A 15003-nucleotide genomic window follows, 5' to 3' on the forward strand; every position below is an offset into this window, starting at 1 on the left:
GGGTTACGCGTCCTCTTCCTCGCCGCGGATGTGAGCCAAGCCCAGCGACTTCAGCTTGCGATGCAGGGCCGAGCGTTCCATGCCGATAAAGGTAGCGGTGCGCGATATATTGCCGCCGAAGCGGACGATCTGGGACGACAGATATTCGCGTTCGAACACTTCGCGGGCGTCGCGCAGCGGCAGGGCGATGATGCGTTCCGGCCGGATGGCGCCGGCTACCGCCGATTCCACCACTTCCGACGGCAGCATCTGGGCGGTGATCGGCTCATTGGGCGAGCCCGAGGCCAGGATCAGCAGGCGTTCGATGTTATTGCGCAGTTGGCGGACATTGCCGGGCCATTCGTGGACTTGCAGAGTCGCCATGGCGTCTTCCGACAGGTTGCGGCGTGGCAGGCCCTGCGCGGCCGCAATGCGTTCGATGAAGTAGGTCACCAGTTCGGCAATGTCGCTGCGGCGCTCGGACAGGCCTGGCACGCGCACGGGCACCACGTTCAAGCGGTGGAACAGGTCTTCGCGGAAGCGGCCGCCACCGATCTCCTGGGCGAGGTCCTTGGAGGTCGAAGAGATCACACGAACGTCGACCTGAACATCCTGGGCGCCGCCAACGCGCTGGAAGCGCTGTTCGACCAGCACGCGCAGAATCCGGCTTTGGGATTCCGGCGGCATATCGGCGACTTCATCGAGGAACAGAGTGCCGCCATGGGCGCGTTCGAACACGCCGATCTTGCGCGGCTTGCCGCCCTCGCCTTCTTCGCCGAACAGCTCGACATCGAGACGCTCGGGCGTCATGCCAGCGGCCGAGATGGGCACGAATTCGCAGCGCGCCCGCGGCGAAGACTCGTGGATCATCCGCGCGACCAGTTCCTTGCCGGAACCGGCCGGACCGGAAATCATGATGCGCGAATTGGCCGGCGCCACCTTGGCGATGGTCGAACGCAGCAGTTGCGCCGCCGCCGAATTGCCAATCAGGCCATCCGGCACGACCGCCTGGGAGCGCAGGCGCTTGTTCTCACGGCGCAGGCTGGTCAGCTCAAGTGCACGCTGAACAACCATGATCAAGCGCTCGGTTTTAAAGGGTTTTTCGATGAAATCGAAAGCGCCCTTCTTAATCGCCGTCACCGCTGTCTCGATGGTGCCGTGGCCCGAAATCATGATGGCTGGAATATCGGGATCCAGTTCGTGGATGACGCCCAGCAGCTCGATGCCGTCGAGGCCGCCGCCCTGCATCCAGATGTCCAACACGCACAGGCTGGGCTTTCGTGCCTTGATGGCCCGCAAGGCGGCATTGGAGTCGGCAGCGGTGCGCACGGCATAGCCTTCATCCTCCAATATGCCCGCGATCAGCTCGCGAATGTCGGCTTCGTCGTCGACAACCAGAATATCTACGCCAGACGATACTTTCATCATACCCTCATCAGCTTGCTCCCGGCCGTGGCCGGGATATCGGTGGCAGCGGGCATCAGGCCCGACTGCTGGCGCGGCAGACGCAATACGGCCCGCGCGCCGCTCAGGTGGACAGCGTCGGTGAGCCAGAACTCGCCGCCGTGGTCCTCCAGAATTCTCTTCACAATGGCCAACCCCAGGCCGGTCCCCTTTTCACGCGTCGTGACATAGGGCTCGGTCAGGCGGTCCCTGTCTTTTTCCGGCAATCCGATGCCGTCGTCCTCGACGGTGATCAGCAGGAAGCCTTCCTCCGCGGTCATTTCGACGCGCAGGTGACCCACAATGCCATCGGCCGGCGTGATGACATCGCTGCCGCGGTCGCGAAGCAACCGCGACGATATGGCTTCACCGCCGTTTTTCAGAACATTGCCCAGGGCCTGGCCCAGCATGCGACCATCGCAGACAACCCTTAGCTCGGGCAAGGGTTCGACGATGTCGATGATAATGTCGGCGCGGGCGACGCGTTGGGAGAAAACGCAAGACCGCACCAGTTCGGCAGCCTCTTCCTCGGCGAAATTCGGCGCCGGCATGCGGGCGAACGAGGCAAATTCGTCGACCATGCGGCCGATATCGCCGACCTGGCGGATGATGGTGTCGTTGAGACGATCAAAGGTTTCAACATCTGTCTCAATCTGGGCCCGGTATTTGCGACGCAGGCGCTCGGCCGACAGCTGGATCGGGGTCAGCGGGTTCTTGATCTCGTGCGCGATGCGGCGGGCGACATCCTTCCAGGCAGCGTTGCGCTGGGCGGCGATCAGGCGGGTGATGTCGTCGAAGGTCAGAACCGCACCGCCGGTCTCCAGTCCGGAGACGCGGACACGGACCCGGCGGGTTTCACCGCGGCGTACCAGGTCGACTTCCTGCTCTTCAACGCGGTGGGCAGAGACCTTATCCAGAAGTTCAGCGATTTCAGGGGCTACGTCGCGAATTTTGAGTCCCACCGCATCGTCACTCGGAATCCCGATAAAGTTTGCAGCATGGCGGTTGATGGCGGAAATCTGCTCGCCTTCGTCGAGACCGACAATGCCTGCACTGATTTCGGATAACACGGTTTCGATGAAGCGGCGGCGCGTTTCCGCTTCGTCACCGGCTTGTTTCAGAGCCTGCTGCTGGGTTTGCAAATCGGACGTCATGTGATTGAAGGCGCGCGACAGCACAGCAATGTCTTCGGATTGTCGGGTTGTCATGACTCGTGCGTTCAAATCCCCGCTGGCGACCTTGCCGGCTGCCTGCACAAGTCGGGCCACAGGAATGGCGATGCTTTCCGCCGCCGAAGTACCGCCCCAGATCGCGCCGATCAAAACGAGCAACACAGCTTCAACATAGGCCATTATGAACAGGCCCTGTCCGCGCGCGCGGGCGTCCTTGATATTGCGGTAGTCGAGGATGGCGGCTTCGGAGTCGCGTAAGCGCTTGATGATCCCCTCGGGAAGCAAACGCACGCCGTACAACATGGCTCCATCGTATCCTGTAAGCGGAAACACAACCCGTTGCGCATCCGGGCCTGGATACTCCGCCAGGATTGGGCCTTCACGCGCCACATAGGCCAGAACATCGTCCGCTGGCGCAACATAGACCGGCGCGTCAGGGCTTTCCGCCCGTGCGAGAATCTGTCCTTGCCGATCGATGATATAGATCGCGGTCAGTACACCGTTGCTATCGAGACGGCTCTTGAGCGCCTGCGAAAAGGCCAGGCGGTCGGGATAGAGTTGGTGCGCGGCCTCGCTCTGCAGCGCCGCCTGAAGGTCCACCATCGCCGTCTGGACAGAGTTGCGCTCGGCAGCCAGATAGCTTTTGGCAATCGCTGCGCCGTTTTCAACGGAACTGTCGACGCGCTCCTGAAACCATTGGTCGATACCACGATTGAGCACGCCAAACATCAGGGCGATGATAATCGCGGGCGTAACGGCGGCAACGGAGAAAAGGAATACGAAGCGCAGATGCAGCCGGGCACCGGCGTCGGCGCCACGGCTGCGAGCAATCTTAATTACCCGCCGGATCACCACAGCAATCAGACCGAGCAGCAGGACCAGATTCAAACATGCGAGGATCAGCAGATACTCACTGGTCTGAGCTATGGGACCTATTCCAGGGCCGGCAATAATCAGCCAGACGATAAAGGCGGTCGTGAGGATTGACGCGCCATAACCCGCCGCCAGCAACAGCCTTTTCAGGCCGGCTGAGCGAATATCCCGGATGCTGCGCATCAAGATATGAAGGCCCCGTCGTCTCAAGTATGTGTCTTTCAAGACCCAACACCACCACGTTCTGGTTTCGTGGCATTTGTGCACTACTGTGTCCGAATATCAACAGGAATGTTGCGCCAAAGCGTCAAATTTTGACGGATTTGATCGCAACCGCAACGATCTTCATGCCTTGAACAGCGCCCAGACGGCGGTTTCGATCTCGAGCGGATCCTCCATCCGGCACAGACGCGCCTTGTCCTGACGGCGAATGGCCGCGTCACCATCATACGGCGCGCCCTCGATGTAGGCGCCCAGATGTTTCTTGAACATTCGCAGGCCGAGATTGTCACCGTAGAAGGCCAGACTGTCGTTCATGTGCTGGATAACGATGGCAGCACGCTCTTCCAGATCACGTTGCGGCATGACGTTGTCATTGAGAGCATGGTCGAGGTCATAGGCAAACCATGGCCGGCCGTAGATGCCGCGTCCGATCATCAGGCCATCTGCGCCGGATTGCGCCAGAGCCTGCTGCGCTGATGTCAGATCGACAATGTCGCCATTGACGATAACCGGGATACGGACGGCGCTTTTGACATGGGCGACGGCGCGCCAATTGGCCGCCCCCTTGTAGAACTGCTGGCGGGTACGGCCGTGGACGGTCAGTGCCCTGATACCCAGGCGTTCGGCCCGTTGCGCCAGTTCCGGGGCATTGTGAGAGGCATCGTCCCAACCCAGGCGCATCTTGACCGTCACCGGCCGCGAAGTGGCGTTCAGCGCCGCCGTCATGATCCGTTCAGCCTGGTCGAGGTCGCGCATCAGGGCCGAGCCGCATAGGACACCGACGACCTCCTTGGCCGGGCAGCCGAAATTCAGATCTACGATATCAGCGCCGGACTCTTCGGCCAGGCGGGCCCCGCGGGCGATATGGTCCGGGTCGCGGCCGACCAGTTGCACGATCTTCAGGCCGGCGTGATCGCCCAGTTGCGCCTTGCGTACGATCTCCGGCCGGTTCATGTCGGCGCAGGCGACCATCTCGGTCGCCGCATAGGACGCACCGAGTTTCGCCGCCATGCGGCGGAACGGCAGGTCGGACACGCCGGTCATGGGCGCAATCAGCACCCGGCCGTCGACGGTCACGTCGCCAATGGTCAAGCTATGAGTTTTCCAGGCCATGGTCATGGCGCGACTTTAGCTGAAAAAGCCGCTTGTGGGAATGGCCGTGACGGCTTTAGAACGCGCCGACAGGAGTCTGCCCATGCCCGAAGTGAAACTGGCCGTCAGCGAGGAGGATATCCGCCGCTGTTTCCCCGTCATCCAACGGTTACGGCCCCATGTTGCTGATGCCGATGAGCTTTTGGCGCGGATCGACCGTCAGCAGGCGATGGCTGACTGGCGGTTGGTCTATGTCGAGGACAAAGGCCAGGTCGTGGCCTGCGCCGGGTTTCGGGTGCATGAGTGGCTGGTCTCCGGTAAGATCCTGTATGTCGACGATCTGGTGACAGTAGAGTATGGTCGATCAAAGGGTTACGGAAAAAAGCTGTTAAGTTGGCTGAAGGATTTAGCGCGCCAGGAAGGTTGCGCCCAGCTACGGCTGGACAGCGGTACGCACCGCACCCAGGCTCACAAGTTCTATTTCCGCGAAGGTTTGGTGGTCAGCGCTTTTCACTTCGAGATCGATCTATGACCTGGCACGCCATCATTGTTGCCGGCGGATCCGGCTCGCGGTCCGGCGGGAAGAAACAGTGGATGCTGCTCGGCGGCAAGCCCGTGCTAGACTGGTCGGTCGCCGCCTTTGCCGGCGCTACCCAGGTTGTCGTCGTTGTGCCGACCGAGGACGTGGCTCAGGCGGCGGAACGTTATGGCGACCAATTGACCGTCGTCGCCGGCGGAGCCGATCGCGCGGCGTCGGTCGTCAATGGCCTGCGCGCGCTCGAAGCCGGGGCAGATGACCTGGTGTTGATCCATGATGCCGCCAGGCCGCTGTTAAAATTTCATCATATCAGCTCTTTGCTGGCATCACTTGAGACTCGACGTGCGGCCATCCTGGCTTTGTCTGTCACGGATTCGCTGAAGACAGGCGCGGAGGTTGTCACCGGCGCACCGTCACGGGAGGGCCTGTGGCGCGCCCAGACCCCGCAAGCGTTTCGGTACGGTGACATCGTCGCTGCCTATGAGGCCTGGCCTGGTGGCGCCGCCACGGATGAGGCCACTGTGGCTTCGGCGGCCGGTATCGAGGTTGCCCTGGTCGAAGGTGACGTCCGCCTCCACAAGCTGACCTACGCCGATGATTTCGCCCTGATGGAGGCGCTGATGGATAAACCGGTGAAACAGATCCGCATTGGCCAGGGCTTCGACGCTCATCGCTGGGGTGAGGGCGACAGCGTTTGGCTGTGCGGCGTCAAGATAGTTCATAACCAGGCCCTGATCGGCCACAGCGATGCCGACGCCGGTCTGCACGCACTGACCGACGCCCTGCTGGGCGCAGCGGGTTTGGGCGATATCGGCGACCATTTCCCGCCGACCGATCCACAATGGAAGGGCGCCTCCAGCGACAGGTTTTTGCAACATGCCGTTGATCTGGTTCGGGAAAAGGGTGGTTCGATCGTCAATGCCGACGTTACCCTGATCTGCGAGCGCCCCAAGATCAAGCCGCATCGTGAGGCCATGCGCGCCCGGTTGGCCGAAATCCTGGGCATTGAGATCGACCGGGTCAGCGTCAAGGCCACCACGACCGAGGGTATGGGCTTCACCGGCCGGCAGGAAGGCCTGGCCGCCCAGGCCGTATGCGCAATCGAAATCTAGAAATCCCTTGAAATACTAAGGTTTACTGCGAAGCATTCTCAATAAACTTAGCCTTGAAATGGTTATTTGCGGCCAATATATGGACCGGGTAACTGCGTCTCCTCCCCTAATGCAAAGAGGTTTATCATGGCTTTCGAACTGCCGCCCCTGCCCTATGCCAGCGACGCGCTGGAACCGCACATGTCGGCCAACACCTTCAGCTTCCACCACGCGAAGCACCATAAGGCCTATGTTGACAACCTGAACAAGCTGATCGCCGGCACCGAGTTCGAAAACCTGTCGCTGGTCGAGATCGTCAAGGCGTCGGAAGGCAAGAACCCCGGCGTGTTCAACAATTCGGCCCAGGTGTGGAACCACACCTTCTTCTGGTCGTCGATGAAGCCCAATGGCGGCGGCGCGCCAACCGGCGCCATTGCCGACAAGATCACGGCCGATTTCGGCTCGTTCGACGCCTTTGTCGAACAGTTCAAGACGGCCGGCGCCACCCAGTTCGGTTCGGGCTGGGCTTGGCTGGTCCTGGGCGAGGACGGCAAGCTGAAGGTCACTAAGACCGGTAACGCCGAAACGCCATTCACCAAGGGCGACAAGCCGCTGCTGACCCTGGACGTGTGGGAGCATGCCTATTATCTGGATTACCAGAACCTGCGTCCGAAGTTCATCGAGACCTTCCTGACCAGCCTGGTCAACTGGGACTTCGCCAATGCCAATCTTGACGCTCCTCTTCACCCGGGCGTCTAATTGAATAGAGAGGCGGCTTTCGGGCCGCCTTTTTTATTGGACCTGTCATGAATACGAAGAAGCTGGCCGCCGAACTGGTCCACCTGTTGCAGGCCCTGGGCAAGACCGTCACCACGGTCGAAAGCTGCACCGGCGGGTTGATCGCCGGCGCCATTACCTCTGTCGCTGGTTCATCGACGGTGTTCGAAACCGGCTTCGTCACCTACTCCAATGCCGCCAAGACGGCACTGGTGAGCGTCCCGGAAGATCTGCTGATCGCCTATGGCGCCGTCAGCATCGAGGTGGCTGCCGCCATGGCCGAAGGCGCCCGCGCTGCCGCCGGAGCCGATCTGGCGCTGAGCGTCACCGGCATTGCCGGACCTGGCGGTGGAACGGCTGCCAAGCCGGTCGGAATGGTCTGTTTCGGCCTAAGCTACATCAATATCGAGAAACAGCCTCTAACCCTGGTCCAGATGATGCAGTTCGGGGATATCGGCCGCGACCGGGTGCGGGAGAAAAGCGTCGAACGTGCCCTGCAATGGGCGCTGGACACCCTGAAGGCTTGAGATTCAGGCAGCGTTTTCGCCATAAAGCTGGCGCGCACGATGCTCGAAGATGGCGATCAGGCGATTGACCGCGATGTTAAAATTGGCTTTGAACAGCGCGTTCAGCACCGGATTCTTGAACGCCATGTCCATGTCGAAGTCGATCTTGGTGCCGCCCTCGGCCGCAGTAAAGGTCCAGCGGCCGTCCATCTCCTTGAACGGACCGCGGATCAGGTTCATGTCGACCGTCAGGCCCGGCCCCGTTCGGGTCACGCGGGTAGAGAACTTTTCCTGCAGCATCTTGAAACCGACGCTGACATCGGCGTCAAAGCGCGTGGCCCCTTCACCGGCTGTCTGGTGATTGTAGGAATGCAGGCGTGTGATCCACGGGATGAAATCCGGATAACGTTCGACATCGCCGACCATCTCCCACAGCTTTACGGCGTCGTAGGGCAGGACTCGTTCGATGTGGAATTTGGGCATGTCGTGTCTTTGTCAGGAGAAGAATGCCAAAAAACTCGCATGTGCAGCGTGTTTGTCAAGACTGCGATATGCCGCACTCACCGGAATCTAAAGAGATCAAAGTCTTGTCGGCATTATCTGATCTACTTTTTTGCCGCGCGGGCGGCGCGCAGCTTCTCGAAATCCTCGCCGGCGTGGTGCGACGACCGGGTAAGCGGCGACGATGACACCATCAGGAACCCCTTGGCGCGGGCGATCGATTCGTAAGCCTTGAACTCATCCGGCGTTACAAAGCGGTCAATGGCGGCGTGCTTGCGGGTCGGCTGCAGGTATTGGCCGATGGTGATGAAGTCGATGCCGGCCGAACGCATATCATCCATGACCTGCATGACTTCTTCCTTGGTTTCCCCCAGCCCGACCATGATGCCGGACTTGGTGAATTGCTGTGGGTCGCGTTCCTTGACCTTTTCGAGCAGGCGCAGCGAATGGAAATAGCGCGCCCCAGGCCGGATCTTGAGATAGTTGCGCGGCACGGTCTCGAGATTATGGTTGAAGACGTCGGGCTTGGAATCGATCACGATCTCGGCGGCACCGTCCTTGCGCAGGAAGTCCGGAGTCAGGATTTCAACCGTAGTCGCCGGCGACTGGGCGCGGATCTGGCGCACCACCTCGGCAAAGTGTTCGGCACCGCCGTCCTTCAGGTCGTCGCGGTCAACGCTGGTGATCACCACATGGGCCAGCTTCATCAGGGCGACGGTTTCGCCGACACGGCGCGGTTCGTCGGCGTCCAGCGGGGCCGGCAGGCCGGTCTTGACGTTGCAGAAAGCACAGGCGCGGGTACAGGTGTCGCCCATGATCATGATGGTGGCGTGGTTCTTGGACCAGCATTCGCCGATGTTCGGGCACGCCGCCTCTTCGCAGACCGTGTGCAGCTTGGCCTCGCGGACAATTTTCTGCGTGTCCATATAGCCCGACGAACCCGGCGCCTTGACCCGCAGCCAGTCCGGTTTTTTCAAAATCGGCGAATCCGGACGGTTCTGCTTTTCGGGGTGGCGCAGTTCGCGGTTTGTGGCATCGACACGGTTGATCAGGGTGACCATGGGGCTCACTTACAATGGAATATCCGTTCATTGGCGGTTTGAGCCCCCAAGATCAAGTCAATTCCCGTGGCGCAAAGCGTTAGGATTGTTGCAAAGCGTGATCGGCCGCGGTAGCGCAGTCGCGAAATCTCGCCTATAGTCGGGGCCTATGTCACCGTTCGCGTTTTCCAGGACCCTGCGTTTCACCGCGCTCGCGCTTTGTGTGGCTGCGAGCGTGTTGAGCTGCGACAAGATCAAGGACGCAGCCAAACAGCCGGGCCAGGCCTTTCTGGACAGCCAGATCCCGCCCGGCCTGTCGCCGCAGTATTTCCCGCCGCAAGGCTTTGTGTGGGGTGCCTACCGGCCCAAGAACCTGCCGGAAGTGCGCTACGGCGTGGCGTCTCCGCCGGTCAATCCCCGCGCCCAGGTGCTGATCCTGGCCGATCCGGATTATCCCGCGGAGAGCTATTTCGAAGTCATGCGCCAGTTGCTGGAGGCCGGCTACGGCGTATGGCTGTTCGAAGCCCCCGGCCAGGGCGGCGCCGGCCGTTACATGCTTCAGAATGATGCCGTCTTTGCTGCCGGGGCCAAGGATGCCCAGGTCGCCGCCACGGGCTTTATCAACGAAATCGTCAAGCCGACGCCGGACAAGCCGTTGTTCGTCGTTGGAACGGGCTACAGCGCCGTCAACTCGCTGGCCTTGTCGACCGTGCTCAAATCCGATGCCGTCGGCGGGTTCGTCGGCTACGATCCCTATGTCGGCGGTGACATTACCAAGGGAACCGTGTGGCATCGCGAAGATGTTCCCAAGAGCTATTGGGGGCAGATCGGCCAGAACTGGCAGATGTCCAATCCCGACCTGCGGTTACGGGTGAAAAGCGACAATTGGCAAAAGCAGATCAAGAAGGCCTATACCGACCTGAACGGCCTGCATCTGCCGGTGGTGGCGCTGAAGCGCAAACCGGCATCGGTGCTGGTCATCGCGCCGAAGTCGGATTCGACGAGCGAGGCCAATGCCGCCAGCAATCTGTGTGCCCGATTGCCGCGGTGCCGGATGACGCCCAATGAGGGCCCGCAAGCCCTGGGCAAGGATCTGGCCGCCTTTATCAAGGACGAACTGGCCAAGGTCTGATCATCTACGAAATACTTCGTTGACACGCTACGAAGCATTTCGTATATAGCTTGCATGACCTACTCAGACTCCCTGCCTGCCAAAAAACCCACCGAAGCCGAGCTGGAGATTCTCCGTGTGCTCTGGGCCAAGGGCGAAGCCACTGTGCGCGATGTGCACGACGTCCTGAACGCTGAACGCCCCATGGGCTACACGACGGCGCTCAAGACCATGCAGATCATGACCGAAAAGGGCCTGGTCACCCGGACCGAAGCCGGCAAGGCGCATATCTACCACGCCGCCATGGCCGAGGCTGACATGCAAGGGCAATTGCTGCGCGACCTGAGTGAGAAACTGTTTTCGGGCTCGACAGCCCTTCTGGCCATGCATGCCCTCAACATGCAGCCGGCCAGCGATGAAGAACTGCAACTTATCAAGGCGCTCATCGAGCGCAAGCGAGGCCAATCATGATGTCGCCGGTTGTCTTCTTCGAAGCCTGGGGCTTCACCCTGTTGCACTTCTGCTGGCAGGCCGCTGGCCTCGCCGCCCTGTACAAAGCCGTCGATCTCGCTGCACCGCGGATGCGCAGCCAGACCCGCTACGGCCTGGCCCTGGCAACACTGCTGGCCATGGCCGGCGCTGCGATCGCGACCTTTGTCTATGAAGCTCTTCGCCTGACGCCGGATGCCGGCGCGGCGATGGCAACCAACCCGGTACTGCTGCCCGCCCTGGCCGGCGAACACGGCCTGACACTGCAAACCGTCCTGCCGTGGGTCGAAGCCGCCTGGTTGCTGGGCGTAGTCGCCCTGTCGTGCCGGACCGTCGCCGGCCTGTACATGATCCATCGCTTGAAGAAACACGCGCAACCCGTTCCGGAAGCTCTAGCAAATCGCTTCGCCTGGGCCGTGCGTCGACTGGGACTCACCGGCAAGGTTCGCCTGCGTGTGCACCCGCATATTTCCGGCCCGTTCGTCATTGGCGCCTTCCGTTCCATCGTCTATCTGCCCGTGTCGGCCCTGACTGCCTTGACGCCGGACCAACTGGACGCCGTCTTAGCCCATGAACTGGAGCACATCCGCCGCGCTGACTATGCCTGGAACCTAGTTCAGAACGTGATCGAGACCGTCTTCTTCTTCCATCCGGCCGTGTGGTGGCTGGGCGGGGTTTTGCGGGAACAACGCGAACTGTGCTGCGACGACGCCGCGCTGAAGACCTGCGCTGATCCGCTGACCTATGCTACCGCCCTGCTTAGCCTGGAAGAACAGCGCCGCGGAGCCCCGCGTCTCGCCATGGCCCTGAACGGTCAAGGTGAAGGCAAGAGCCTGATGGGCCGCATTGCCCGCATGCTGGGCGAAAAGGCGCCCATGGCCCGAGGTAAGACCCGCCCCCATGCCGCCTTGGCCTTGCCCGTGATTCTGCTGGTCTTGGCCGCATTTATCACACCCGTGGCCCAGGTTGCCGCCAGTTCCAAGGCGCCGGACTTACTGGCGGCCGATGGCGAGGGAGCTTGCGAAGCCAAGGACCATGACCATGCCAGCGGCGCCACGCATATTCTGGCCGGCCTGGACGGCGATGATGAGCATGGTGACCAGCACTGGAGCGTCAACCCAGACGGCGAATGGAGTGAGGGGGCCCCAGAGGATATCGATCCGGATGCCATAGCCGCACAGGTTCGCGCCGATCTTTTGGCCGCACAGGCCGACATCCAAGCCGCGAAGCATATCGATGCCGACGCGATCGCTGCCGAGGTCAAGGCGGACATGGAGCGTGCCAAGGCCGACATGGAAGCGCAGGGCATTCGTAATCACGGCATTGATCCCGAGGCCATTGCCGCCGAGGTTCGCGCCGACCTGGCCCGCCATAGCGCTGACATTGCCGCCGCACAGGCCATTGATGTCGAAGCCATCGCCGAACAGGCCCGCAGCGACGCCCAGCGCGCCAAGGACGACATGCGCCGCCATCGCCGCATGACGCCGCCACCGGCGCCGGAAGCCTTCAACGAAGTGCCTGCGCCGCTGGCTGGTCCGGAAGATACGACAACCCCGCCCGCTCCACCCGCGCCCCCTGCCCGGGCGGCTCGGGCAGCGCCCGCCGCTCCGGCAACTCCGGCTTCGGTTCCGGCGCCTCCCGCACCGCCGGTCAAGGTCAAGGCAGTGAGTCGTGTGATTGTCGTCGCCGACGTGGCGTCCGTCTCCGCGCCGATCATCCTGTTGAAGGGCGCGCCTGCTCCCGCGCCGACGCCATCGGTCCAAACGCACGTGACCGTCCGTGTGGCTCCGCAAGCGGACATCGAGATCGGCAGCTAAACCCTTCCTCTTCCAGTAAAGCGTACCCCGCCGGCCGTCTTTGTCGCGGCCTGCGGTTCCCCCTGCCCGCATCCCTCCTGGACTGGATGATGAAGATGGACGCCGATCTGTTTGATTTTCTGATGAAACTGGCGATTACCGCCGTGACGACAGCCTTTGACCTGTTGTTCAACGGTGCCGCCACGTAAATCACACTTTACCGCCCCCGCGGATCGTCTATGATGCTCCCCAATTGCTGCTTCGGATCAGGGGCTTGATCGAAACGGTGTCAACCAGGGCACGGGAAGGATCGCGGGCGGTGGCCCCCGGCGACCGTTACCCGAGGGGAGTTCAGAGCGCATGAAGCGCCCACTTAATACCGACGAGCTCAACTCGTCGCTGTTCGATGCCTTCTTCAAGGCGCAGGCTAAATACGGTTCCAGCAAGGTGATCATCGAAGACCAGGAGCGTAAGCCCCTGAGCTATTCGATGTTCCTCACCGGAATTTTCGCTCTGGCTGGACTGTTGAAGAAGCATATCCCGGAGCACCGCATCGGCCTGATGCTGCCGACCTCGGTCGGGGGCGCCATGTCCTTCTGGGCCTTGCACGCCCTGGGCCGCGTACCGGTGATGATCAACTTCACCGCCGGCCAGGCCAACGTCAGGGCAGCCGCCCAGGTGGCTCAGATCAAGACCGTGGTGACCTCGAAGCGCTTCGTGCTGCAGGCCAAGCTGGAAGACCTGGTTGAATCGATGAGCCAGTACGTCCGCATCCTGTATCTCGACGATATCCGTGGTGAGATCGGCACGCTGGACAAGGCCAAGGCTTTTGTCGCCGCCAAGATGCCGCAACTGTTCATCAAGAAGACGCGGCCGGAAGATCCCGGTGTTATCCTGTTCACGTCGGGCAGTTTCGGCACACCGCGCGGCGTCGTCCTGACCCAGGCTAACCTGGTCGCCAATACCCGCCAGATCGAAGCCCACATCTCGCTGAGCCCGGACTGGGTGGCGTTCAATCCCATGCCGATCTTCCACTCTCTGGGCCTGACCGGTGGGGTGGTGTTGCCGCTGCTGACCGGCATGCGCAGCTTCCAGTACCCCTCGCCGCTGCACGTCAAGCAAATCCCGGGATTGCTGAAGTCAACCCATGCTTCACTGCTGTTCTCTACCGATACCTTCGTCAACCAATACGCCCGTAACGGCGACAAGGAAGACTTCGCGACCCTGAAGTTCGTGGTCTGCGGCGCTGAAAAGGTCCGCCAGGAGACCCATGCCCTGTTCGATATGCCGATCGTCGAAGGCTACGGCGTCACCGAATGCTCGCCGGTTGTGGCGGTCAATGACCCGGAAGACAATCGCTTCGGCACGGTCGGACGGTTGCTGCCCGGCGTCGAATATCGCCTGGACCCGGTCGAAGGCATCACGGAGGGCGGCCGGCTTTATGTCAGAGGCCCCAATGTGATGGCCGGATATCTTAATGCGGACTCTCCGGATATCGTCGAAGCGCCGGTCGATGGCTGGCACGACACCGGCGACATCGTGAACATCGATGCCGAGGGCTTTGTCCGCATCGTCGGCCGCGCCAAACGCTTCGCCAAGATCGGCGGCGAGATGATCTCGCTGACGGCTGTGGAGCGTCTGGCCGAGGCCGTGTGGCCGGACAACCGCCACGCTGTGGTCGCCATTGCCGACGACAAGAAGGGCGAGCGGCTGATCCTGGTCACGGACAAGTCCGATGCCGAAGTTGCCAGCCTGACCGACCACGCCAAGAAGAATGGCCTCCCGGCCCTGGCCGTCCCCAAGAAGATCGTCAAGGTTCATGCCGTGCCGGTCCTGGGTTCGGGCAAGACCGACTATGTCACCCTGCAGAAGCTGGCTGAGGTCGAAGCGCGCGCAGCTTGATCCTGCGACAATATTCGCATTGACACCCGCGGCGGCGTCGTTCAAAGCGGCGCCATGACCTCGGCATCGTCCCTGATCCGCAAACTGGTCCCGGAGGTGCGCTTCTGGGCGTGCTTTGCCGTGGTCTTTGCGCTGCTGGGTCAGGCCTTGTTTCCGGTCCAGGCCCTGGCCTTTACCATGGACCATGGCGCCGCAATCCTGTGTAACGATACGACGGCTCAGGCGGTTTCCGACAAAGCATCGTCGACCGACAAATCCGGCATGATGGGCTTGAAGTGCGCCGACTGCGTGTTGGCTTCGGTCACAGCCATTCAGACGCCCGTCCCGGCGATCGAAACCGTTGTTTATACGATTGCCTACGCCGAGTTGAAGCCCGCTGCCGAACGCGCACCGGTCAAGGCTCGTGCGCCGCCGCGCCCGCACTCCTGCGGCCCTCCGTCTCAAACCCAAGCCTGATATCGCCGCGCCGAA

At 61.6% G+C, this 15003-nt stretch carries 14 protein-coding genes; 9 read left to right on the top strand and 5 right to left on the bottom strand.

Annotated elements, in window-relative coordinates; all coding sequences use genetic code 11:
* Positions 1-3 precede the first annotated feature (3 nt).
* From ntrX to dusB, 3 genes are all read right to left on the bottom strand, one after another.
* On the bottom strand, positions 4-1404 hold the full coding sequence (gene ntrX, locus ABAC460_RS36910; protein ID WP_031236834.1) for a nitrogen assimilation response regulator NtrX: 1401 nt from the start codon (positions 1402-1404) through the stop codon (positions 4-6).
* On the bottom strand, positions 1404-3650 hold the full coding sequence (locus ABAC460_RS36915) for a sensor histidine kinase (protein WP_023453738.1): 2247 nt from the start codon (positions 3648-3650) through the stop codon (positions 1404-1406). The genes ntrX and ABAC460_RS36915 overlap by 1 nt, the downstream gene beginning before the upstream one ends.
* Positions 3651-3812: 162 nt before the next feature.
* Positions 3813-4808 (bottom strand): tRNA dihydrouridine synthase DusB, encoded by a 996-nt coding sequence (gene dusB / locus ABAC460_RS36920; RefSeq protein WP_023453739.1) that lies wholly within the window; start codon positions 4806-4808, stop codon positions 3813-3815.
* Positions 4809-4884: 76 nt separating this feature from the next.
* Here dusB and ABAC460_RS36925 point away from each other — a divergent pair, with 76 nt between their 5' ends.
* From ABAC460_RS36925 to ABAC460_RS36940, 4 genes are all read left to right on the top strand, one after another.
* Positions 4885-5313, top strand: a complete 429-nt coding sequence (locus tag ABAC460_RS36925; protein WP_023453740.1) for a GNAT family N-acetyltransferase — start codon at positions 4885-4887, stop codon at positions 5311-5313.
* Entirely contained in the window at positions 5310-6431 is a 1122-nt protein-coding gene (locus tag ABAC460_RS36930; RefSeq protein ID WP_023453741.1) for a bifunctional 2-C-methyl-D-erythritol 4-phosphate cytidylyltransferase/2-C-methyl-D-erythritol 2,4-cyclodiphosphate synthase, read from the top strand. The genes ABAC460_RS36925 and ABAC460_RS36930 overlap by 4 nt, the downstream gene beginning before the upstream one ends.
* A 126-nt stretch (positions 6432-6557) precedes the next feature.
* Positions 6558-7169, top strand: a complete 612-nt coding sequence (locus tag ABAC460_RS36935) for a superoxide dismutase (RefSeq protein WP_023453742.1) — start codon at positions 6558-6560, stop codon at positions 7167-7169.
* A 47-nt stretch (positions 7170-7216) separates the two neighbouring features.
* Positions 7217-7714, top strand: a complete 498-nt coding sequence (locus ABAC460_RS36940; RefSeq protein ID WP_023453743.1) for a CinA family protein — start codon at positions 7217-7219, stop codon at positions 7712-7714.
* A gap of 3 nt (positions 7715-7717) precedes the next feature.
* Here ABAC460_RS36940 and ABAC460_RS36945 read toward each other — a convergent pair whose 3' ends face one another.
* On the bottom strand, positions 7718-8176 hold the full coding sequence (locus tag ABAC460_RS36945) for a type II toxin-antitoxin system RatA family toxin (protein ID WP_023453744.1): 459 nt from the start codon (positions 8174-8176) through the stop codon (positions 7718-7720).
* A 122-nt stretch (positions 8177-8298) separates the two neighbouring features.
* Positions 8299-9255, bottom strand: coding sequence for a lipoyl synthase (gene lipA / locus ABAC460_RS36950; RefSeq protein WP_023453745.1), 957 nt, complete (start codon positions 9253-9255; stop codon positions 8299-8301).
* Positions 9256-9469: 214 nt separating this feature from the next.
* Here lipA and ABAC460_RS36955 point away from each other — a divergent pair, with 214 nt between their 5' ends.
* From ABAC460_RS36955 to ABAC460_RS36975, 5 genes are all read left to right on the top strand, one after another.
* The gene (locus ABAC460_RS36955; protein ID WP_155914647.1) at positions 9470-10366 is read left to right on the top strand and encodes a hypothetical protein; all 897 of its coding nucleotides are present in this window, start codon (positions 9470-9472) and stop codon (positions 10364-10366) included.
* A 54-nt stretch (positions 10367-10420) separates the two neighbouring features.
* The gene (locus tag ABAC460_RS36960; RefSeq protein WP_023453747.1) at positions 10421-10816 is read left to right on the top strand and encodes a BlaI/MecI/CopY family transcriptional regulator; all 396 of its coding nucleotides are present in this window, start codon (positions 10421-10423) and stop codon (positions 10814-10816) included.
* A complete protein-coding gene (locus tag ABAC460_RS48325; protein WP_023453748.1) occupies positions 10813-12651 on the top strand; it encodes a M56 family metallopeptidase in 1839 nt (612 codons plus the stop codon). The genes ABAC460_RS36960 and ABAC460_RS48325 overlap by 4 nt, the downstream gene beginning before the upstream one ends.
* A 339-nt stretch (positions 12652-12990) precedes the next feature.
* Positions 12991-14532 (top strand): AMP-binding protein, encoded by a 1542-nt coding sequence (locus ABAC460_RS36970; protein WP_023453750.1) that lies wholly within the window; start codon positions 12991-12993, stop codon positions 14530-14532.
* Between the two features lie 54 nt (positions 14533-14586).
* Positions 14587-14988 carry a hypothetical protein gene (locus tag ABAC460_RS36975; protein WP_023453751.1) on the top strand — a complete coding sequence of 134 codons (402 nt, stop codon included), beginning with the start codon at positions 14587-14589 and terminating at the stop codon, positions 14986-14988.
* The last annotated feature ends 15 nt before the right edge of the window (positions 14989-15003 follow it).

Origin of the sequence: Asticcacaulis sp. AC460 (genome assembly GCF_000495795.1) — a bacterium.
GTDB lineage: Bacteria > Pseudomonadota > Alphaproteobacteria > Caulobacterales > Caulobacteraceae > Asticcacaulis.